Origin of the sequence: Listeria aquatica FSL S10-1188 (genome assembly GCF_000525795.1) — a bacterium.
GTDB classification, from domain to species: Bacteria; Bacillota; Bacilli; order Lactobacillales; family Listeriaceae; genus Listeria; species Listeria aquatica.
In genome coordinates, this window is record NZ_AOCG01000011.1 from 110004 (window position 1) to 133773 (window position 23770).

A 23770-nucleotide genomic window follows, 5' to 3' on the forward strand; every position below is an offset into this window, starting at 1 on the left:
ATCATCTGTGTTCAACGTGATGAATCGCTTGTTTAAGCAATTCAAGCACATGGTGGTCATCCTGCGAATAATAAATGGTTGTACCCTCTCTCCGCGATTTCACAAGTCGTAAATTTTTCAGAAACCGTAACTGATGAGAAACCGTCGTTTGGTTGAAAGAGAGCGTTCGCGCAATTTCATTCACGGAATACTCTCGCTCTTGCAAGAGATTCAAAATTTGGACACGTGTTGGATCCGAAAGCGCCTTAAAAATTTGTGTGACATTTAGCAATGTCTCTTCGTCTAAACCCGAATGATTTTCCATATCCGTTCACACTCCATTATTATATGTTCATATAATCATATGATAGCGTGTTCGCACGGGTTTGTGCAACTTTAGTGAATTTAAAAGTTATATATTATTATATGTTAATATACACATATAATAATATATAACTTTTAAAAAGGCAAGTGAATTCCCAATTTTGTTTGACCTTCTTTTACCAAAAACAAAGTTAATTAGTAACAAGTCTACACTAGCAGTTCCTGAAGCTTTTTCATCATTTTGCTTTTCCAAAATACGAAATTTCATTAAAGATTGTTTTTTTCGATCCGAGAAAACGTTCCACTGTAAAAATAGCCTCCGGGCATGCCGGAGGCTATTTTTAGTTATTCAATTCCTCAATTTCACCGCTATCCAAATACACGATCCACTCAGAAATATTGGTGATGTAGTCTCCAATTCGTTCCAAATTTTGAGCAACAAACAGTAAATGCGAGATTTCTTCCAGATGTTCTGCATTTTCTTGCATCTGCTCAATACACTTACGCGACACAACTCGGTGTAGCTTATCGACATCATTATCACGCGCTGCAATTTCGCGTGCTGCCACCGCATCCCCTGCTAAATAAGCGTTCAACACGTCGTGAAGCATGGATTTAACAAGTTCTCCCATTTCAGGAATCTCAGGGATGGGCTTTAGCACTTTACTGTCCCCTAAGCGAATGGTCGCTTTCGCAATGCTGACTGCATGATCCCCCATTCGCTCCAAATCGGAGCTTGCTTTTAAAACTGTAACAATTTTTCGTAAGTCCGTCCCAACAGGTTGTTGCAAAGCAATAAGCTCAAAAGAGCCCTGCTCAAGTGATAATTCCATGTTATTAATAGCTTTGTCTTCTGCAACTACTTGGTCAGCAAGCTTGATATCCCGTTCCGAAAGTGACTTCATCGCTTTAAAAATTGCTTCGTTTACCAACATGCCCATTTCTAATAAATGTTGATGTAAATCATTCAATTGCTCCGTAAATAACTTTCTAACTACCATAGTGTTTTCACTCCTTATCCAAATCGACCAGAAATATAATCTTCTGTTTTTTTGTTTTGCTGGATTGGTAAAAATAGAGGTGGTATCCGCAAATTCAATGATCTCACCATTTAAGAAAAAGGCTGTTTCATCAGAGATCCTAGATGCTTGTTGCATGTTGTGTGTCACGATAACGATCGTATAATTCCTTTTTCAATTCTAAAATTAAATCTTCGACCTTGGCCGTTGAAATTGGATCAAGCGCCGAGGTTGGTTCGTCCATCAAAATGACTTCGGGTTTTACGGCAAGAACTCGCGCAATGCAGAGGCGCTGCTGCTGCCCGCCCGACATTCCTGTTGCGGGTTTGTCGAGCCTGTCACTGACTTCATCCCAAAGTGCGGCTTGGCGAAGACTTCGCTCCACAATCGCATCCAATTCTTTCCGATTCGTTACGCCATGCATCCGTGGCCCGTATGCGACATTGTCATAAATTGAGAATGGAAAAGGATTGGGTTGCTGAAAGACCATCCCAACGCGCTTTCTAAGCCCTACGAGGTCTACTTTTGCTTGATTGATCTCCTCATTTGAGATTTTTATGTTGCCAGTCGTTTTTACGTTAGGAATCAAGTCATTCATCCGATTGAGCGTTCGCAAAAATGTAGATTTTCCACATCCAGATGGGCCAATTAATGCGGTGACTTGGTTTTCTTTAATTGAAAGCGAAACTTTTTTAAGAGCTTGTTTGGTCCCATAAAATAAATCGACATCCGTTGTTTCAATCATAAATTTGGTTTTTTCGGTCGTCATTTCCATCCTATTCCCTCTCCTTTAACCAAAGTTCCCAGAAATATAGTCTTCCGTTCGTTTTTCTGATGGGTTCGTGAAAAGTTCTGTTGTTTCCTTGAATTCTACTACTTCGCCTAGATAGAAAAAGGCGGTAAAGTCAGATACACGTGCGGCTTGTTGCATGTTATGCGTCACAATGACAATCGTGTATTTCTCTTTTAGTTCATTAATTAAATCTTCAATTTTACTGGTTGAAATCGGGTCAAGTGCAGAAGCCGGTTCATCAAGGAGCAAGACTTTTGGTTGCATCGCGATAGCTCTTGCGATACAAAGCCTTTGCTGTTGCCCACCAGAAAGCGAAAGCGCGCTTTTATTTAAGTCGTCTTTTACTTCATCCCAAAGTGCAGCTCCGCGTAAACTTTTCTCAACGCGTTCCATCAATTCTTTTTTACCACGCATTCCGTGACGTTTTAGTCCGAATGCAATATTTTCATAGATGGATTTCGAAAATGGATTCGGCTTTTGGAAAACCATGCCGATTTCTTGTCGAATGCGGTAAAGATCAATCTCTTTCCGGTTGATATTAATATCATCGTAGAGAATCTTGCCTTCCATCCGGCATCCATCAATTTCTTCATTCATACGATTAAGCGCCCGCAAATAGGTAGATTTTCCACATCCCGATGGTCCAATTAGCGCGGTAACTTGATTTTCAGGAAAGGCTAGACTTACTCCTTTGATCGCATGATTATCTCCATAGTAAACGTGGAGGTCTTCTGTCGCCATCGCGTTTCGGCTTGCCGCTAAGCTAGATTCATTTGTCAAAGCCCTAGTTTTTGTTTCCTGCTTATCAAGCATCCCTACACTGGTTTGATTTTTCGTTAACAGCATCTTCAAAACTCCTTTGTTTTAAGACGAAGACGTCATTTTTTTGAATACTAATTTTCCGAGTAAACGAGCCAAAATATTGAAAAGTAACACCGATAGAATTAATACAGCAGAAGCTCCATCTGAAACAGCGCGCGCATCTGGCATAATGCCTTCCCCGTTGATTTTCCAAATGTGTACGGCAAGCGTTTCAGCGGGACGGAAAATATTGAGCGGCGAGGTGACATCTGCTGGATTCCAGTTTGTAAAGTCAAGAATCGGCGTGCTTTGTCCTGCTGTGAAAATAAGTGCTGCGGCTTCACCAAATACACGTCCTGCCGCAAGAATGATGCCGGTTATGATCGCCGGGAGAGCGGCTGGAATAAGAACCCGTGTGATAGTCTCCCATCTGGAAATGCCAAGAGCTAAGCCCGCTTCACGTTGTGTATCTGGAATCGCTCGGAGTGCATCTTCAACAACGCGGATCAAAAGTGGCAAGTTGAAAATGGTTAGTGTTAAAGCTCCGGATAATACTGAGAAACTCCAGCCCATTTGGATGACGAAAACAAGGAATCCAAATAGTCCAACTACGATAGATGGCAAGGAGCTTAAGACTTCGATCGTTGTCCGGATTAAGTCGGTCAACCAATTTTTCCGTGCATATTCTGCCATATAAATCCCTGCACCAAGAGCAATTGGGATTGAGATGAGCATTGTAATGATTAGCATGTAAAAGGAGTTCCAGATTTCAGGTCCGATTCCACCACCCGCTTTAAATGCTTGCGGAGGATTCGTCAAGAAATCGAGGCTAAGTTTTGGCACGCCTTTCACAAGAATATAACCAAGCAAACTTGCAAGTATGAGCGTAATGAGGACGGCTATGAAATAAAAGACGCCTGTAGCAATTTTATCTTTTGTTTTTACATTCATTTCGCTTTCCTCCTACGGCCGATGAATCGGATAATAATGATGAAAAAGAGTGACATCGCCAGTAGAACCATCGCAAGCGACCAGAGAATATTGTTGTCGAGTGTTCCCATGACTGTATTCCCCATCCCCATCGTCAAAATGCTTGTTAGGGTAGATGCCGGCTCGAAAAGAGACGTCGGGATGACTGCTGAGTTCCCGATAACCATCTGAACTGCGAGCGCCTCACCAAAGGCACGCGCCATACCGAACACTACAGCTGTCAATATCCCTGCGCGTGAAGAACGGAGCACAACGCGCCAAATTGTTTGAAAACGAGTTGCTCCAAGCGCGAGCGAAGCTTCCCGGTAATGGCGTGGCACTGCTTTGATCGCATCAACTGAAAGTGACGTTACAGTTGGTAATATCATTACAGTTAAAACAACGGTTGCAGCGGCAATCCCGAAACCGCTCCCTGAGATATGTTCTCGAATAAACGGGACGATAACACTTAACCCGATAAAGCCATAAACAACCGATGGAATCCCAACAAGTAGTTCAATGACTGGTTGCAACACTTTTTTCCCAAAGCGCGGAGAAATTTCGACCATGAAGATGGCTGCTCCGATCGCAAGCGGCGCCGAGATACAAGCAGCAAGCAAAGTCACGGCAAATGAACCTATAATCATTGGAAGTGCGCCGACAAGAGCATTGCCTGCCGCATCTGTTTTCGTTGGATTCCAGTCCTTTCCAGAAATGAAATCCCAAAATGATACTTTATTAATAAAAAAGGTGGATAATCCTTTTGAAATGACAAAATAAAGGATAGAAACTGCTGCAATAACCATCACGGCAATACAGATAAAGGTAATAATTTTCCCTCTAGTTTCAAGGCGTGCTTTTTTGGATGTGCGTGTTAGTTTTTCTTCATTCATGATTTCCAAAACGTAAAACTCCTTCCGTTCCCAAACATGCGGGCAAGTCTATCCCAGTTTCAAAGGATAGACTTCCCAATTTTACTATTTCTCTCATCTTCTATTTAAAGGTTTGTAATTTTTCCATCTGCGCTACGTTCTACTTTCATTTCTTTAATTGATTGATAGCCAAGTTGCGGAACAATATCCTTTTGAACGGCATCACTTGTCATATAATCTAGGAAATTCTTTGTAAGACCTTTTGGCTTACCATTTGTATACATGTGTTCATAAGACCAGATTTTCCAATCGTTCGTTGCGACGTTTTTCTCATCTGGTTTTACACCGTCGACAGAGAGACCAACTACTGATTTATTAATGTAAGAAAAAGCTAAGTAACTGATTGCTCCTGGTGTTTCACTTACAATTTTACGAACGGTTCCAGAAGAGTCTTGCTCTTGTGCTTTGATAGGTGTTTCCCCTTTTAGCGCCCATTGTTCGAATGTGGCACGAGTTCCGCTTCCTTCAGCTCGGTTAATCACCGTTACTTTTTCGTCTTTTCCGCCAACATCTTTCCAGTTCGTTACTTTTCCAGTAAAGATGTCAATCAATTGTTGTTGAGTTAAGTTATCAACGCCCACATCTTTATTCACAACAGGAGCCATGCCGACAACTGCAACTTTATGATCAACAAGTTTTGAAGCGTCTACACCATCTTTTTCTTCAGCAAACACATCCGAGTTCCCAATATCTACCGCACCTTGTTGCACTTGTGTTAGTCCCGTTCCAGAGCCGCCACCTTGTACGTTAATTTGTGCTTTAGGATTTTCCGATTGAAATTGTTTTCCTGCAGCTTCAACAAGAGGTTGTAGTGCTGTTGATCCAACAGCCGTAAGAGATCCAGATGTTTTATCAGAATCGCCACCCGAGCCATTTGAAGAACTTCCACTTCCACAAGCCGCAAGAACAAGCATTAATGCTGATAAAATTGTCGCTATACCCAAAACCTTTTTTTTTCATTTTTTATTACCCACCTTATTTTGATAAATTGGTTATCCTTACAATACCTACTATAACCAGAAACCATTAAGCCGTTATTTAGCTAATGTTAAGATCGTGTAAATCTTTAAATCCCGTTAAAAAAATGACAGGAAAATGAATTTTTTGGATAAAAAAACACGCCTAGGCGAAAGTTTTCGCCTAGGCGTGTTAAGATTTGCTTCTTCTAATTTGAAATGGTTAAAATATCTCATCTTTCGTGTAGTGATTTAGACAACGAGATTACTTTATCTTAGGCAATTTAATTTCAAAAGTTGTTCCCTCATTTTCTTTGCTCACAACAAGAATTTCGCCATCCATACTTTCAACTAAGTGTTTCACAATTGAGAGACCTAGTCCCGTTCCGCCAGAATGGCGGCTTCTTGCCTTATCCACTCGGTAGAATCGTTCAAAAATCCGGTCCAAATCTTTTTCCGGAATACCGATCCCATTGTCCATTACCTTTATCACAACGTAATCCCCTGCATCATCCAAACTTAAGCGAACTTTCCCTTCTGTCTGCGTATATTGAATGGCATTCGACAATAAGTTGACAAGAATCTGCTGGATCCGATCCCTCTCCGCCGTAATTTCAAGGGGCGGCTGTTTTTTTTTCAGGAATTTCAAGCTGAATGGCCTTCACGCTAGCCAGTTCACTTACCATTTCTACGGATTGCCGGATCACATCATCTAAATTAACTTGTTCCATGTGTACAGGGAGTGCTTTTTGCTCAATTTTTGAGAGTGCTAGAATATCTAAAATCAAGCGGTTCAAGCGCTCACTTTCGTCTTTGATAATGGTCAAGAATTGTTTTAGTAACTCTTCATCATCCATAGCCCCATCCAGTAATGTTTCCGCAAAACCTTTAACTGCCGTTATCGGAGTTTTTAGCTCATGTGACACATTAGCAACGAACTCAGAGCGAACGTTTTCGAGGTGGCGAATTTGCGTGATATCATGCAATAAAAGCACGATACCAGAAATTTCTCCGTCTTCCATCAGAATCGGTGTAACACTGGCATCTAGTATCATTTCTCTAGGGAAATAAATCGCCACTTCTTCTTGCGCACGCTGTTTCTCTTGAAAGCCTCTTTCAATCAACTTACTGACACTAAAACTTTTAATGACTTCATAAAATGTTTTGCCAGTAATTTCTTGTTCGCCTAAGATTTGATACATCGCTTTATTCGTCATGATAATTTCTTTATCGTAATCAATTAACATAACACCACTCACAAGATTCTCCACAATCGCAGATAACCGCTGTGAATTTTCACGAATTTCATACATTTGTTGTTCTAAACTTTCCGCTAGCTTATTGACGGACACTGAAATTTCTTGGAGTTCTCCACTTGATTTCCCGTAAATCCGGCTACTGTAGTTGCGTGAAGCTAAGTCATTTGAGACCTCAATAATTTCTTGTACAGGGCGTGTGATCCGTCTTGCAAGGATTATACTAATCGCTGCGATAATAAGTAAAATTGGGATTAAAATCAAGAGAAGATTTCCCCATAACTTATTAACTGCTTTTTCAATAGATTCAAGTGAAACAGAAATTCGGAGGGCTCCATCCACTTTTCCATCGTGCAAAATAGGTACCGCCACATAGAGCATACTGTAGCCAACTGTAGCGCTTTTTCTCGTCGCTATCCCAACAGATTTCCCATTTTGAAGTACTGTTTTAAATTCTGGTCGACTCGCATGATTCCCGAGCTGTTCACGATTTTCTTTTGAATCCACGATCACTTTTCCTGGCCGGTCAATAATCGTAATCCGCGCATCCACTTCTTGACCAAGCGGCGCAAGCGCCTTTTCAAGCTCTTTTTCACGTCCATCTAAATCTTGGTTGCTTAGATTAAGTGTGTGCACCAAAATTTGCGCTTCATCTTTTAACTGATTTTCCTTCATTTTCATGTAAGTCGATTTCATAAGTTCTCCTGAAAAGAACCCCACCACAACAATCGTGATAAAAAATAAAACGAAAAAGGAAACACCGATCTTTAGCCATAATTTATTCATTCGTCTATTCCTTTACGCTTTCCATTTTATAGCCAAACCCGCGCACCGTTTTGATATATTGCGGCTGTTTCGTATCCGTCTCGATTTTATCGCGCAAATGACTCACATGAACATCGACGATTCGCGTCTCTCCAATATAATCATAGTTCCAAACCGCATCGAGCAACTGGTCACGTGAGAACACTTTCCCGCGATGCTTCGCCAGATAAAGCAGCAATTCAAACTCTTTCGGCGTAAGTTCAAGCGCCTCACCGCGCAAAAAAGCTTGATAACTTTCTGGAAGAATTTCTAGTTCACCGATGATGAGTTTGTTTTCCTCTCCGCTTCCTGATGCCTCTTCACTAAACTTGTCTCCCTTCGCAGCGCGTCTCAATATCGCTTTGATTCGAGCTACAACTTCGCGCGGGCTAAAGGGTTTTGTTAAATAATCATCTGCACCGAGTTCGAGGCCAATAATTTTATCTAATTCCTCATCTTTTGCTGTAAGCATCAAAATTGGCACATCCACTTTACTTTGTCGTAATTTTTTCGTCACCTCAATCCCATCCATTTTAGGCAACATCAAATCAAGCACAATTAAATCTGGCCGTTCCGAGATAGCGAGGTCATAACCTTCTGCACCATCAAAAGCCGTGATCACCTCGTAACCAGCTTTTTTAATATTGAATTCTAGAAGCGTAACAATGGATGATTCGTCATCCACAACTAAAATTTTTGTCACAATGCCTTCCCTCTCTTCCAACTTCCTCTATTTATTAACATAAATATAGCATGGATTTAACGTTACCGGATAGCAATCCACGGTTTTTTTACAAAAACTTAAACAAAAAACAAGTCCGCTCTATGAAGCGGACTTGTAAATATCATCTTGGTTCGACTAGTAGCAAGCCCAGTTCAAATGAGTCATTCTCATAAAGAGCGGTCTGTTCAAAACGAGGCTCTCCATTTAACCCCACCACTTTCAACTTGCAAAAAGCTCGGTTTTTATTTAACGCTTCATAAAGCTCCGTCCGGTTTTTCACGGGTACACTGTTCACTTCTGTGATTTTCTCACCAGCAACTAAGTGCATCCGCGACGATGGCGTATTTTCGCGCGCACCTAAAATCACAATTCCATCTGGCTCAGGTTTATAGCGTAGCGGCGCATTTTTGTCTATCCGGTAAAAACGCCACGAAATCCAAAATCTGGAAATAATCGCAAGTACAAACGCAAACAAAGTCATGACCGGCGAGACGATACTAATCAACCCAATAGCAGCAACAATCACCGCAAGCGTCGTAACTTGCATCGCAATTTTTCGGCTTAAATCTTCCGGCAACTCAGAGCGTGTTTTTTGCTGAAAGCCAATGACAAGCGGCAACAACACGAGCGTATAAGACTCGGAGCCGATATTAAACACGGGCCAAAAATCAAATAAATGCGTAATTTCAGTTCCAGGAACAAAAGCAATTAAAGGAATAAACCAAAACTTTCTAAGCTGGAACCCGCCGACAAGCTTACCGCGACCGCTTTTCCTAAGTGAAGGTGACGGCGACTTTGCACTGGTATAATGAATTAACCAGGCTTCAACAAACAATAAAATCGCAAGCAGGAACGTCATCGCAATCATGAAGTTATCAATATAAAGCGCATCATATGATAGTAAGCTGTCTTGAAATGGTCCAAACTGGATATCATAATAATAGCAGAAATAAAAAACTAAACTCGAAATCCCGATCGTGATTGCCGTCGAGCTGAGCCTAAACATTGCTACGATCAGTACTAAAATAGTTACAACGTTAAAAATGACGATCCATACTTCCATAACACCGAATCCGATGAAAAAAGAAACGATGGAAAGAACAATCGCAATGCCAATCCCGAGCGAAAAGAAATTTTTCAATTCGAGAAATGGCGAATAAATCCGAACGCTAAACGAACGTCGCTCCCATTTCACTCGGTTATAACCAGCTAGTATTGCAAACAAAATAGATAAGTAAAAAACCGGCTGGAGCAATAAACTCAGTATTCCTTTTAAAATAATCTCTATGACATTCATCTCAACAAAAGCCCCCTAAAAAACCGATTCTTTCTTATAATATGGGTGCAAGCAACCGGCTTACTGCTTCTTTAAACTTAATCCAAAGTGAACGTTCACTATAAAGTTCAGGCGTCAGCTGATACGACTTCAAAATATCCTCCAAGAAAATATCTTCAAGCTTTGCCGCAAGCGCTTTTTCATAGATAAATGCATTCACTTCAAAATTCAAACGAAAACTCCGAAAATCCATATTCGCCGTCCCAACCGAAGCAATTTCCCCATCAATAACGAGCATTTTCGCATGAATAAACCCATTATCATAAATAAAAAATTTGGCACCAGTTTCCATAAGTTCCCCCGCGTAGCTGGTCGTTGCCCGGTAAACAAACGGATGATCCGGTTTATTTGGAATCATGATCCGAACATCGATCCCTGAAAGCGAGGCAATCTTAAGCGCCTCAAACAAACTTGCATCTGGGATAAAATACGGTGATTGCAAATAAATCGACCGTTTCGCCGAATTAATCATCTTAATATAGCCATTCTTAATTTGTTGCCATTCTGAATCTGGCCCACTTGACACAATTTGCATCGAAGTTTGCCCTTTCCCATGAAAAGTCGGGAAATAACGCGCCTTATAATCAATCTTATGATTTGGCGCCGCCGAATTCCAATCCATAATATAGCGCGTTTGCATCGCATATACGGCTTTTCCATGTACTCGTAGATGCGTGTCGCGCCAATATCCGAATTTCTTCGAAAGCCCAAGGTATTCATCCCCAATATTAAACCCACCGATATAACCAACCTTGCCATCAATGATCGCTAACTTTCTGTGATTTCGGTAGTTGAGCCTAAAATTGATCAAGGGGAGCTTAGACGGGAAAAACGGCCTCACAATCCCTCCGCTTTTCTCCAGTTCTCGAAAAAAAGATTTCTTGGTAGTTCTCGATCCCATTGCATCATAGATCACCTTGACGTTAACGCCTTCTTTAGCTTTCTTTTCAAGCAAGTGAATCATTTTTTTCCCTAGCTCATCCGAGTGGAAAATATAATAAATGATATGTATATGATCTGTCGCTGCTTCAATATCCTTCATGAGTGCTTCAAACTTTTCGTGTCCATCCACATATACTTCTACTTCATTATCTTGTGTTAAAATTGCCCCGTCGTTAACCAGTAAAAGATAAACCAGATCCCGATAATGCTGCACATTTGGATCACTAAACGGAAATTCATTTTGTCGAATCAACTCAATTTGATTTGCAGTCGATTCTTTAATCCCAATTTTTTCTTGTCCTTTCCAGTCAAAAATCTTTTTCTTAGAAAGTTTTCTCCCAAAAATCAAATAAATAATGAATCCTAAAATAGGAACAAAAGTTAAAACAAGAAGCCAAGCCCAAGTAGCAGACGTGTCTCTTCGTTCTAAAAAGACTGTAACGGCCGCGAAAAACACATTTAGCACTAACAAGATGACTAAAATAGCTGTCAAAATTCCCACTTAGCACTCTCCTTTTTCACTTACTCTAGAACATCATATCATAAAAATAAGTTTTCGCCTATTTTCCTAAAAAAAAACATCCCTCTTTCCTACTCCAAGAAAAGAGAGATGCTTTCAAAATTTTTTATAAATATGGTGTCGGATCTACAGGTACACCATTTTTATGGATCTCAAAGTGTAAATGCTGCCCTGTGGATTGACCTGTTGAGCCCATAATTCCAATCGCCTGTCCTTGCATGACATTTTGACCAGCGACTACATTTAAGCTCCCAGCACGCATATGCCCGTATAATGTTTGATAGCCATTTCCATGGTCAATTTCAACGACATACCCGTAACCGCCGTAGCCACTACCTGGTGCTCCATATCCCGCAAACACTACGCGCCCAGATGCTGCTGCCACAACTTGAACCGTACCCCCAGCTGCAATATCTTGGCCCTTATGAGATTCATGTTGTCCTGTTACTGGGTTTGTCCGATCACTAAAGCCAGAAGTTAGAATTCCTTGAGCAGGTTTGATGAACATGCCGCTAGCTGAACTAGATGAGCCACCTGTAGATGGTGCTTGTGCGACCGCGGAGCTTGTAGCAGGAGCAGACTTGCTTGGACTTGGCGAAACAGCCCTTGTTGACGCTGCAGAATTCGCTGCCGCTTGTCTCCGTTTTTCTTCCATTGCTCGTTTTGCTGCTTCTTCTTTCTTGCGTTGTTCCTCTGCATAAGCAGCTGAAATGTTAGAAAGAAGCGTTTGTTCTTGGCTAGAAAGTTTACTCTTTTGTGATTCAAGAAGCGCCGTTTCCTGCGCCGTTTTGTTTTTCTTAGCAGCAAGCGTGCTGATCAAATCATTTTGTTCTGCTTTTTGACTTTCCAAGTTGTTTTTCGTCAGCATAATTTGGTCTTTCATCTTATTTAATTCAGCCAACTTTTTTTTCAGACGCCGTCTGTTTATCATTCAATAATTTTTGATCGCTTTTTTGTTTTTCCATAATTTCTTGGTCTGATTTCACGATCACTTGCACAAGATTCGCACGATCAATGAAATCACTAAAGTCTTCCGCTTGCATCAAAATAGTGAGATAGCTTTTCCCACTTCCGCTTGTTTGAATAGCACGAGCACGCTTCTCAAGCACTTTTTGACGTTGTTTAATTTCCTCTTTGAGTACTGCAATTTCTTGTTTAAGCTTTTGAATTTGTTTTTGCTCCGAGTTAACTTTCTCAACTTGTTGCTTCAATTTCGCATTTGTTTCATTAATTTCCTTGGAAACACGCTCTAGTGTAGCTTTGACTGAAGCCGTATCTGATTCAATTTGGTTTAATTCGGATTGTTTAGTTTCAATCCCTTTTTCAACCGATGACCGTTGTTCGGTAATTCCTTGCTTTTGCTTTTCCATGTCAGAAATATTTGACGCGAATACATTCACCGGCTGTAAAATTAATACTGCAGCAGCAACTGTTGCAGCAAAGCCAATTCTTTTATTTTTTTTTCATTCTTACTTCTTTACCCCACTTCATTTTTTACTACTTCCACTACCGTATTTCCGTTTTTTTATAAAAAAAGTACCTTCATCAAGTTGAGATAAAGGTACTTCTTTGATTTTCAAATTTTTGTTTTCCATTCTTTAGAAGTTTGCTACACGACCATAGCCTACAAGATAACGAGCCCAGTATCCGCTCGAGATATTATCATACTTAACACCGTCGTTTTGCGCGTTGATCATTTGACCTCCGCCAACATAGATCCCAACGTGTGCAATTCCGCCACCATAGTTAAAGAATACTAAGTCACCAGGTTTTGCTTGGCTTGCACTTACTTTAGTTGCAGAAGCATATTGCCCACCGGAAGTTCTTGGAAGGCTAATTCCAGCAGCTCTGAATGCATAAGAAGTAAATCCTGAGCAGTCAAAAGCGCTTGGACCAGAAGCCCCTAGAGAATAAGGTTTACCAAGTTGTGCACGAGCTGCTGCGATCATTGCAGAGTAGCCGCTACCACTTGGAGCTGGCGTGTTGCTTCCAACAGATGATCCACTGTTTGAAGAAGAGCTTGAGCTACTTCCTGCAGAAGAAGCTTTGCCACCGCCGCTATTACTGCTAGAAGAAACATTGCTTGCAGCAGATGCAGTACGGTTTGAACTTGATGATGACGCGCTACTAGTATCATTTGTTGATTTAACAGTTTCTCCAGCAGTTGGTTCAGCCGCTGCTGCTAAAGCACGAGCACGTTCAGCCGCTGCTGCTGCTTGTTTATCACGTTCGCTTACAAGATTAGATTTTGCTTTTTCAGCACCTGCTTGTTCAAGTGCAAGTTTAGCAACAACCGCTTCTTTTTCAGCTTTTTGAGCTTCAATTTTATTTTGTTGAGCTTCGAAGTCTGCAATAGCTTGACGTTGTTTGTCTTGTGTTTTCTTCACTGCAGTTTGTTTCGATTTAAGTGCAGCTTCATCACTTTGTTGATCATCTAAGATCGATTTATCAGAGTTAACAAGTTCGTTAACAGCTGAAACACGACTTACTAAATCAGAGAAATTGTCAGCCCCTAGAATAACATCAAGGTAAGCATTTGAATTTGAAGTTTTTTGCATAGCGCGTGCGCGTTCTTTCAAAACTTCTTCACGTTCTTTAATACGTTCATTGATTTCTTGGATTTCTTTGTTTAACTGTTTAAGTTCTTTTCCTGTTTTGTCAAAGTCTGCTTGCAAATCTTTCGCTTTCTTTTGAGCAGAATCCATATCAGAAACTAGTTTTGATAGTTCCGATTGTAAATCGCCTTTCTTGGATTTTAAATCACTAATTTTTTTGTCTTGCGATTGGATATCCTTATTTACGTCCGCGAAAACATCTGTCGTAAAAGCGGGTGTTAAACTCATAACTGCTGCAAGTGAGACTGCAATAAACGCATTTTTTTTTCAAAGAATTTACCTCCTAAAAAGCTCCCTAGCTTTCCTTTTATTTTTTAGATTATTTTTGACTAATTCGGGTATATACTTCTGTACACCTTTTTACACTTTCAAGAATCTTCTAATTGAGATAGCACTTCCCCAAATACCAATTAGAACGCCTATCAAGATGATGAGTGCACTTAATTCATAAGCAAATGGTGTTGGTGATAAGAGTGAAAGTGACGTTGTCGCCAATTTCGGATTCACCAGATTGTAAGTGTTAATATAACCTACAAAAGTTAAGATAACTGGAATGATCGAACCGATTAATCCAAGCCAAGCACCTTCTAGAATGAAAGGCCAGCGGATAAACCAGTTAGTCGCTCCGACCAGTTTCATAATTTCGATTTCCCTGCGACGTGAGAAGATAGCAATCTTAATGGTATTTGAGATGAGGAACATTGCTGTAAGAAGTAATCCAATACTTAGAACTACACCAGCATATCTTGCCCATTTCAATGTATTAAATAAATTGTCTACCGTTTTCTCGCCGTATTCAGCGTCATCTACATGTTTTAGTTTTTCAATTTTAGTTGCCACTTTCTTGGTTTGTTCTGGCTCTTTAGCCTGAACAACAAACACATCGTGGAGCGGGTTATCCTGTTTAAACAGTTCGAAGTTTTTTCCGTAAGCCCCAACAAGTTTTTTAAGCTGCTGATCTTTCGAGGAGAACGTCACATCTGCAACGCCGCTCACTTTTTCGATTTCCGCTTTTAGTTCATCTTCTTGTTTTTGATTGGCTCCAAGCGAAATATGTACATTGATTTGTACGTCATTTTCAACATCAGAAGCAAGTTTGTTCATGTTGATTAAAATAGAGAAGAATACACTCACAAGAATCAATGTAACTGTTACAGCACTTGCTGCCGCGAAAGTCATCCACCCATTTCGATAAAGACTCCTAAAACTCTCTTTAATATGCCGTCCAACTGTTCTAAATTTCATATCCATATTCTCCTTGCTCTTCATCACGGGCAATTCTACCATTTTCGATAGCAATAACTCGATGTTTTAGCGTATTCACAATTTCTTTATTGTGAGTCGCCATTACAATCGTTGTCCCGTTTTTGTTGATTTCCTCAAGGATATTCATGATTTCCCATGAAGTATCTGGATCGAGATTTCCGGTTGGTTCGTCGGCAATCAGAACTTTTGGCGTATTTGCGATTGATCTTGCAATCGAAATCCGCTGTTGTTCTCCTCCCGAGAGTTCGTCGGGCATCATTCTGACCTTGTGTTTTAGATTAACCAAATCAAGAACTTCCATGACACGATCTTTAATTTCAGCTGGATCTTTTTCCACGACTTCCATCGCATAAGCGATATTTTCATAAACAGTTTTACTTTGAAGCAACTTAAAATCTTGGAAAACGACGCCAACATCTCGTCTCAAGTAAGGAACTTCCTTGTTTTTCATGTTGATAAGATCAAACCGATCGACTTGTATGTTTCCTTTAGTTGCTCTTTCCTCTCGGTAGATCATTTTAATGAAAGTGGATTTACCAGCTCCACTTGGACCAACAACATAGACGAATTCCCCTTGATCAATGTTAACATTCAGACCATTAGCAGCAGTAATGCCGTTCGGGTACTTCTTATAAACGTCTTCCATAACTATCATTTAATCACCTTACTTGCCTTTCTTAATAGCTTCGGTTTAAAGGTAATGCAATGATAACCTTCGATATAAAACTGTTACTTACGTGACGATTTTTCTGTCACAACAGAGTACATTATAACATTCTAGTTTTTCAACTTTAGGTTAATTGCATTACAGTTATATTTCAGCACATGACAATCTGTGTCTTGTTGTAATACACAGTTGCAAAATAGATGTTCACTTTTTCGTTTTACATAAATTCAACTTCAACATTTTTCTTTCAGGAAATGCAATTTACTAAACTTCAAATTTCCCGATGAACCTATTGTATCGTTTTTCTAGGTAAAATAACATTACAGTGATATTAAAAATCTTTACAGTTTTCAAGCAAAGGCATATACCAATTATCCCTTCAGTTCATACCTGTGTAGTCTGTCACATTATTTTTTGTCATCAAACTGTTATATAAAAAAAGCAATCGCTCCTTTAGAACGATTGCTTTTTATTAACGGCTAAAACCTTCTCCCATTACCTCGCTTGCGCTCATTACAACAACAAAGGCATCTGGATCCATTTCCTTGATCACTTCTTTCAATTTTTGGAAACCTCGTTGTTGGATCACACACAAAAGAATTTGTTTTTCATCATCCGTGTAACCACCTTTTGCCTCAAGACGTGTGATACCTCGCCCAATTTGAAACAAAACGGCTTCACGGATTGCCTCCTGGTGCTCCGAAATAATAAGCACCGTTTTTGATTGATCCAAACCCACTTGAACCAAATCAATCGTCTTACTCGTAGCAAATAAGCCAATCAAAGCAAATAAACCTGATTCGATGTCGAATGCGATCATGGCAAGCACAACAACCGTTCCATCGATCAATGCTACACAAATCCCCAGCGATTGATGTGTGTATTTATGCAAAATTTGTGCGATCACATCTGTTCCTCCAGTGGATGCTTTTCCCCGAAACACAATTCCAAGACCGATCCCAACTAAAACACCACCAAATAGCGCACCAATCAATGGTTCCTTGGTCCACGGATCTAACCCTTGAGATAAATAAACAAACAGCGGAACAGCCATTGTTCCAACAAACGTTTTCAAGCCAAACTGATAGCCAAGAAAAATGATCCCCGCAATAAACAGCGGAATATTTAAAGCCCACTGAATAAACGCCGGCGTCCACCCCGTTAAATAGTGAAGGATTGTACTAATACCACTTACACCACCAGATGCAATATGGTTAGGCAAAAGCAGGACATTAAAGGCAAGCGCAATAATAGCGGCTCCTAAAATGACAAATAAATAATCGCGCGATCGACGTGCAAAGGATGAATGAAAGTTTTTCCCCATAGTTTCCCTCCGAATCAGTTGATACGTGAACGTAAATAAGCGTTAATAAATTCGTCTAAATCGCCGTCCATAACAGCTTGAATATTTCCCGTTTCAACGTTCGTGCGGTGATCTTTCACCATCGAATAAGGATGGAAGACATAAGAACGAATTTGACTACCCCAGCCAATTTCCTTCTGCTCACCACGAATTTCAGCAAGTTCAGCTTCTTTTTCTTCCTGTTCTTTTTGATAAAGCTTCGCCTTGAGCATCTTCATCGCTTGTTCCCGGTTTTTCAGTTGCGAACGTTCTGATTGACAAGTTACAACAATCCCCGTCGGAATATGCGTCATCCTGACCGCGGAATCCGTTGTATTAATATGCTGTCCACCAGCCCCCGTCGCCCGGTAAGTATCAATTTTCAGATCTTCCAGTCGAACATCGATTTCAATATCATTATCCATCTCTGGCATCACATCAATTGAAACAAAGGAAGTATGACGTCTTCCTGAAGAATCAAAAGGAGAAATCCGCACCAATCTGTGCACTCCTTTTTCAGCCTTAAAATACCCATAAGCGTTATGTCCCTTAATAAGAAGCGTAACACTTTTTATTCCTGCTTCATCGCCCGCCTGATAATCCAGCGTTTCCACTTTAAACCCTTTTTTTCTCAGCAAAGCGTTGATACATCCGTAGCAACATGGAACCCCAATCTTGTGATTCCGTACCACCAGCACCAGGATGCAATTCTATAATCGCATTATTCGCATCATATGGATCGCTCAACATTAATTTTAGTTCAAAATCATCTAGCTCTTTCACAAAACTGCCTAGCTCCTCTTCCAGTTCCGCTTGCAAATCCGCATCATTTTCCTCACGCAACAATTCCAAGCTCACTTCAAGATTTTCTTGTTCTTCTTCCAGCTTGTGAAAAGCATTGAAAGTATCTTTCAGCCCGTTTGATTCATTAATCACTTTTTGTGCTGCTTGCTGATCATTCCAAAAGTTTGGATCAAGCATTTGATCCTCCAATTCAGCAATACGCGCCTCCATGCTTTCTAAGTCAAAGAGACCCCCTAAAATCTTTTATTTGGCTGGCCGTTTTTTCCAGCATATTCCGAATTTCTGCTAATTCCATTGTTTTTCCACCTTTTTCGATTTATTCAAAAGCTATTCCTAGTATAACGAAATTTTCTAGAGAAATCTATCGCTTTTTCCACAAGAAAAGGCGCCAAAAGTGGCGCCCCGAGATTTAAGCTTCTTTTCCGTGACAGTTTTTGTATTTTTTACCGCTGCCACAAGGACAAAGGTCATTTCTACCGATATGGTTATCTTTCACAATCGGTCTTTTCTTCGCTTCTGGTTTCCCTTCAGCAGGATCGACTGCTTCACCTTTCGCAACTTGCTCACGTTCAAGGTTTTGTCTAATTTCAGCCTTCATGATATATTTCGCAACTTCTTCATCGATGGAAGAAACCATTGTTTCAAACATCTCAAAGCCTTCTGATTGATATTCACGAAGCGGATCAATTTGACCATAAGCACGTAAGTGGATCCCATCACGCAAATGATCCATTGCATCAATATGGTCAACCCATTTCGTATCTACAACACGAAGCAAGACCACTTTTTGGAACTCATTGAAGTCCTCTTCCGGAAGAAGATTTTCTTTTTCATCGTAAACTTCCGTAATTTTTTCGTAAACGAAGTCTTCAATGCCTTCTGAATCTAAGCCTTGTAAATCTTCGACTGTTACAGTTCCCTCAGGAAGCAAGTTTGCATCAAGATAATCAACGATCGCTTGCAAGTTCCAGCTTTCCTCTGGATCATGAGAAGAGGCATTTGCCGAAACGATGAAATTGAGCGTCCGTTTAATCATTGGCTCAATAATTTCACGCAAGCCATTTTCAGCTGTAATAACATCATAACGTTGTTTATAAATCACTTCACGTTGTTGGCGAAGAACATCATCATACTGTAAGACTTGTTTCCGCGAATCAAAGTTATTTCCTTCAACCCGTTTTTGCGCAGACTCAACAGCACGACTGACCATCTTACTTTGAATCGCTTCTTCGCTCATGCCAAAGCGTTCCATCATGCTCTTCATATTATCCGAGCCAAAGCGGCGCATCAATTCGTCTTCCATCGAAAGATAAAATTGCGTTACGCCTGGATCTCCTTGACGACCAGAACGACCACGCAGCTGATTATCAATCCGACGTGATTCATGACGCTCTGTACCAATAACAGCAAGACCACCTGCATCGAGTGCTTCACTATCTAATTTAATATCCGTACCACGACCAGCCATATTGGTTGCAATCGTAACAGCGCCATGTTTTCCGGCAGTTTCAATAATATTGGCTTCACGCTCATGCTGTTTCGCATTCAAAACATCATGCGGAATGCCCTTGCGCTTCAATTTACTTGAAATGAGTTCTGACGTTTCAATCGCCACAGTACCAACAAGAACTGGTTGCCCCTTCGCATGTCGTTCTGCAATATCATTTGCAACAGCATCAAATTTTGCATCAATCGTTGTATAAATCAAATCAGGACGGTCATCCCGAACGATCGGACGGTTTGTCGGAATTTCAATAACACGCATATTATAAATATCGCGGAATTCCTCTTCTTCCGTTTTCGCCGTACCAGTCATCCCAGCTAATTTCTTATACATCCGGAAGTAGTTTTGGAACGTAATCGTCGCCATGGTTTTCGATTCATTTTGAATCGTCACATTTTCTTTCGCTTCAAGCGCTTGGTGAAGCCCCTCGCTAAAGCGACGACCTTTCATAATCCGACCCGTGAACTGATCGACAATTAGCACTTCATCTTCTTGAACAACATAATCCACGTCGCGAGCCATTGTATAATTAGCTTTTAGAGCTTGCGCAATGTGGTGAAGTAATACCGTGTTTTCCAAATCATAAAGATTGTCCACATCGAAATATTTTTCTCCACGTGCCATACCTTCTTCAGTTAGGTTGACAGATTTTGTTTTAATATCGACTGTATAGTCTTTTTCTTCCGTAAGTGTCGTAACAAATGTATTGGCACGCACATACAAAAGATTGGATTTCTCAGCTTCGCCAGAAATAATTAACGGTGTCCGTGCTTCATCAACTAAAATCGAGTCAACTTCATCGATGATAGCAAATGAAAGTGGGCGCTGAACCATTTGTTCTTTATAAACAACCATGTTGTCACGCAAATAGTCAAACCCGAGCTCATTGTTCGTGCTATAAGTAATATCACACGCATATTGTTCACGTTTCTCTTCACTAGAAAGCTCATTTAAATTGAGACCTACTCTAAGTCCAAGAAACTCATAAAGCACACCCATCTCTTCAGCATCCCGTTGCGCCAAGTATTCATTGACAGTTACAACGTGAACACCTTCACCAGAAAGAGCATTTAAATAAACAGGAAGAGTAGCCGTAAGAGTTTTACCTTCCCCAGTTTTCATTTCCGCGATATTCCCTTCATGGAGAACAACGCCCCCCATTAATTGCACACGGAAAGGATAGAGTCCTAAAGCACGTTTAGCACCCTCTCTTGCTACAGCAAACGCCTCAACTAAAATATCATCTAGCGTTTCGCCGTTTTGAACACGCTCTTTAAACTCAGCTGTCTTTTCACGCAAACCATCATCCGAAAGTTGCGCAGTTTCATCTGCAAGAGCTTCAATTTGATCTGCTTTTTTTTTCAAGATATTTGATATCCTTTTTGCCGGATTCAAACATCTTTTTTAATAATCCTGCCATACTAATTCTCCTCTACTAAATTTAACTAAAACTCGCTATTCTATATGAATTCCGGATATTATCAATCAAATAAGGTACACTACTTAATTTTATCACTTATTCCGAAAAAATGATAATAGGAAGTTTATTTTTCGATAAGTCACCCACCATTATACCATTTAATTCGCCATATAAATATGTATTTTGTGTGAATTCTCGTATTTCATGTGAAATTTTTCAAAAAAAAGCGCCTTGCTCGATGTGGCAAGGCGCTTTGTCCGTTCACTTAATTTGTTTCAATCAAACCATATTTTCCATCTTTACGACGGTAAACAATATTGGTTTCATTCGATTCCGCATCTGTATAAACATAAAAGTCATGTCCAAGCATGTTCATTTGTAGAACTGCTTCTTCACTGTCCATTGGTTTAAGATCAAATTGTTTTGTTCGTACGATTTCTAGATCGCTATCCACTTCTTCTCCTGGTTCAGCACCTGTATCAGCCGAAGCAAAGAAATCTTGAACAGCTCCTTTATCACGGAATTTCCGGTTTACTTTTGTTTTGTGTTTACGAATTTGTCGCTCTAGCTTATCAGCAATCAAATCTATACTTGCATATAGATCACCGCTTGTTTCTTCAGCACGAAGCACCAAATTCGGAAGGGGAATTGTAATTTCAACTTTCGCATTTTTATCCGAATACACTTTAAGATTAACATGCACATTAGCATCAGGTGTTTCAGTAAAATACCTTTCTAATTTATCAATCTTTTTCTCGATATAACTTCGAATTGCATCGGTTACTTCAATATTTTCACCACGAATGTTGTACTTAAGCATTGTAATTCCTCCTTTGGGATAAAACAAAATCTTTAATAAGGAGTTTATCTCCTTATCTCTAGTCTAAGGGAATACGCCCTTTTTTGGCAAACATTTACACGGTTTTTGGGGCGAGATTTCCTTACAATTTTGTTTTTTTAATTCTTTTCCTTCTTTTTCCACAATACTTAAGAAACAAACCTAATTTATTCATCATTCGCCTCTTCTTCAAAAAGTGATAAAACATGAACTATTTTACTACTAACACGCTCCAGTCTGCTAAGCTTTGTTTCTTCCGTTACTTGCATCAAAAACACACCGATTTTTGTTTGCTTTGAAAGCTCATCAAGCGTTACATACGGAACTGATGCAGCTATCAAAATCTGTTTGGTAGCGTCAGTTAAGGCTAAGTAATCTAATTTCGGGCGCACTTTCTTGCGAACTTCTGCGCAAAAACATTTCGCAAGTTCATCATCCTGCATTTTAAGATAGCGATCCACAAAGTTCTCCGCTTGCTCATTCCATTTAAAAATCGCCTCTCTTCGCTCATTTCGCTCGCCTTCCACGCTCAAAAAACCTGACCTGCATAATGTGCAAAGCCATGACTCTGTTGTAGCACCAAAAAGGTTTGTAAAATGAATCGGAATTCGGATTTGATTTCCACACAATAAACAGTTATTCACTTAGCAATCCTTCTTTCAACCCAAGCTCATTCATCATTTTGATATGCCTAATAGCGCGTTTCATTTCCCGTGTTTGACCATAATGAAAAAAAAGTGACTTCGCCTGTTGGATGTGTAGCTTTTCTTCCAGCACGCCCGGCAATTTGGACAAGAGCAGCTTCTGTAAAAACAACTCCTTCACTCCCAAAAACAGCCACTTGAACATCCGTAAAAGTCACCCCACGCTCTAAAATAGTCGTAGAAAGCAAAATCGATGTTTCGCGCGCTCGAAATCGTTCCACCTTTTCTTTCCGTTCCTTATCAGCCGAATGCACAGTTTCTATCTTCAAATAACCGGCTTGTTCAAGTACCTCTTTCACTTCATACATAACTTCAATTTTCGGGAAAAACAGCAAGATAGGCTTATCATTTTGTCGCTGCTTCTGAATCCAGTTGAGCACTTTTTTACAAATTTGTTTTTTCTTCAGTCGCTTTGCCCAGTCCCCAATCCAAACAGCCTCTGGAACTGGCAATTTATGCCCGTGATAACGCGCCGGAATCTTCACATGTTGCCTGATTCCTTTCATACACTCATCTTGCCAGGCCTTCTCTGGTGTTGCAGTGATATAAATCTCTGTCCCATTTTCCGTCTTTGCTTTTCGAACAGCATATTCTAAAAAAGGATCTTTTGCATAAGGAAAAGCATCCACTTCATCAATAAAAATCACATCAAAATAGTGATAAAAGCGGATCAATTGGTGCGTCGTTGCAATCACAAATTGCTCACCTTGAAACCTCCCCTCTGAATCTCCGTATAAGCAAACAAGCGGCACATCTGGAAAAACTTCTTGAAACCTTGGCAATAGCTCGATACAGACATCCACGCGCGGCGAAGCAAAACAAACCCGCATTCCGTGCTCAAAAGCCACTTCAAGACCTCGAAATGTCATCTCCGTTTTCCCAGAACCTGCTACCGCCCAAAGAAGTAAGGGCTCTAGCCGCTCAACTGCCGAAACTACAGCATCCGACCCCTTTCGTTGCGCCACCGAAAGCTTTCCCGCCCATTTTAGAGGTCGAGTAAAGAAAATCCGATCATCTTCCTTAGCTTCTAAATAATGGAGACACGCCGACTTCTCCACTCGTTTCATCATAAGACAATTCCGGCAATAAAGAATCCCACTGAAAGTTTTTGCGAATAAATGGGGGATGTTGTTCCCACAGCGAAAGCAAAATAGCTTTTTCTCATCCCCCGCAATCGCTTGCCTACTTTGCATCCTGTCCGGACATGTACTTTGTTCACCATCTAAATATAAAATTCCCGGATACATTTCTTCAC

The 23770-nt window shown here is 40.4% G+C and carries 15 protein-coding genes and 6 pseudogenes; all 21 read right to left on the reverse strand.

Annotation, left to right across the window (positions count from 1 at the left end; all coding sequences use genetic code 11):
- Position 1: 1 nt before the first annotated feature.
- On the reverse strand, positions 2–304 hold the full coding sequence (locus MAQA_RS08560; RefSeq protein ID WP_036073138.1) for an ArsR/SmtB family transcription factor: 303 nt from the start codon (positions 302–304) through the stop codon (positions 2–4).
- A gap of 340 nt (positions 305–644) precedes the next feature.
- On the reverse strand, positions 645–1304 hold the full coding sequence (phoU, locus tag MAQA_RS08565; RefSeq protein WP_036073140.1) for a phosphate signaling complex protein PhoU: 660 nt from the start codon (positions 1302–1304) through the stop codon (positions 645–647).
- 14 nt (positions 1305–1318) lie between these two features.
- A pseudogene (gene pstB, locus MAQA_RS08570) lies at positions 1319–2097 on the reverse strand (phosphate ABC transporter ATP-binding protein PstB).
- Between the two features lie 15 nt (positions 2098–2112).
- The gene (pstB, locus tag MAQA_RS08575) at positions 2113–2856 is read right to left on the reverse strand and encodes a phosphate ABC transporter ATP-binding protein PstB (protein WP_221635699.1); all 744 of its coding nucleotides are present in this window, start codon (positions 2854–2856) and stop codon (positions 2113–2115) included.
- Positions 2857–2979: 123 nt separating this feature from the next.
- Positions 2980–3867, reverse strand: coding sequence for a phosphate ABC transporter permease PstA (gene pstA, locus MAQA_RS08580; RefSeq protein WP_036073142.1), 888 nt, complete (start codon positions 3865–3867; stop codon positions 2980–2982).
- A complete protein-coding gene (gene pstC, locus MAQA_RS08585; RefSeq protein ID WP_052008550.1) occupies positions 3864–4778 on the reverse strand; it encodes a phosphate ABC transporter permease subunit PstC in 915 nt (304 codons plus the stop codon). The genes pstA and pstC overlap by 4 nt, the downstream gene beginning before the upstream one ends.
- 104 nt (positions 4779–4882) lie before the next feature.
- Complete coding sequence (locus tag MAQA_RS08590) at positions 4883–5761, reverse strand: phosphate ABC transporter substrate-binding protein (RefSeq protein ID WP_036073147.1); 879 nt, start codon at positions 5759–5761, stop codon at positions 4883–4885.
- A 277-nt stretch (positions 5762–6038) separates the two neighbouring features.
- Positions 6039–7815: pseudogene (pnpS, locus tag MAQA_RS08595) on the reverse strand (two-component system histidine kinase PnpS).
- A gap of 4 nt (positions 7816–7819) precedes the next feature.
- On the reverse strand, positions 7820–8536 hold the full coding sequence (locus MAQA_RS08600) for a response regulator transcription factor (RefSeq protein WP_036073289.1): 717 nt from the start codon (positions 8534–8536) through the stop codon (positions 7820–7822).
- 142 nt (positions 8537–8678) lie between these two features.
- Positions 8679–9854 (reverse strand): PDZ domain-containing protein, encoded by a 1176-nt coding sequence (locus tag MAQA_RS08605; RefSeq protein ID WP_036073149.1) that lies wholly within the window; start codon positions 9852–9854, stop codon positions 8679–8681.
- A 34-nt stretch (positions 9855–9888) separates the two neighbouring features.
- Positions 9889–11337, reverse strand: a complete 1449-nt coding sequence (gene cls, locus MAQA_RS08610) for a cardiolipin synthase (protein ID WP_036073152.1) — start codon at positions 11335–11337, stop codon at positions 9889–9891.
- A gap of 124 nt (positions 11338–11461) precedes the next feature.
- Positions 11462–12803 (reverse strand): annotated as a pseudogene (locus MAQA_RS16610) (murein hydrolase activator EnvC family protein).
- A 150-nt stretch (positions 12804–12953) separates the two neighbouring features.
- Positions 12954–14198 (reverse strand): NlpC/P60 family protein, encoded by a 1245-nt coding sequence (locus MAQA_RS08620; protein WP_052008546.1) that lies wholly within the window; start codon positions 14196–14198, stop codon positions 12954–12956.
- Positions 14199–14330: 132 nt separating this feature from the next.
- Positions 14331–15215, reverse strand: coding sequence for a permease-like cell division protein FtsX (gene ftsX / locus MAQA_RS08625; RefSeq protein WP_036073156.1), 885 nt, complete (start codon positions 15213–15215; stop codon positions 14331–14333).
- A complete protein-coding gene (gene ftsE / locus MAQA_RS08630; protein ID WP_036073158.1) occupies positions 15205–15891 on the reverse strand; it encodes a cell division ATP-binding protein FtsE in 687 nt (228 codons plus the stop codon). Before ftsE ends, ftsX begins: the two co-directional genes overlap by 11 nt.
- A 484-nt stretch (positions 15892–16375) precedes the next feature.
- Positions 16376–17227 carry a YitT family protein gene (locus tag MAQA_RS08635; protein WP_036073161.1) on the reverse strand — a complete coding sequence of 284 codons (852 nt, stop codon included), beginning with the start codon at positions 17225–17227 and terminating at the stop codon, positions 16376–16378.
- Positions 17228–17241: 14 nt separating this feature from the next.
- Positions 17242–18344, reverse strand: a pseudogene (prfB, locus tag MAQA_RS08640) (peptide chain release factor 2).
- A gap of 114 nt (positions 18345–18458) precedes the next feature.
- Positions 18459–20973 (reverse strand): annotated as a pseudogene (gene secA / locus MAQA_RS08645) (preprotein translocase subunit SecA).
- Between the two features lie 265 nt (positions 20974–21238).
- Positions 21239–21793 carry a ribosome hibernation-promoting factor, HPF/YfiA family gene (gene hpf, locus MAQA_RS08650; protein ID WP_036073163.1) on the reverse strand — a complete coding sequence of 185 codons (555 nt, stop codon included), beginning with the start codon at positions 21791–21793 and terminating at the stop codon, positions 21239–21241.
- A gap of 185 nt (positions 21794–21978) precedes the next feature.
- A complete protein-coding gene (locus MAQA_RS08655; protein ID WP_036073165.1) occupies positions 21979–22455 on the reverse strand; it encodes a hypothetical protein in 477 nt (158 codons plus the stop codon).
- Positions 22448–23762, reverse strand: a pseudogene (locus MAQA_RS08660) (ATP-dependent helicase ComFA). The gene MAQA_RS08655 and the pseudogene MAQA_RS08660 overlap by 8 nt, the downstream one beginning before the upstream one ends.
- Positions 23763–23770: the final 8 nt, after the last annotated feature.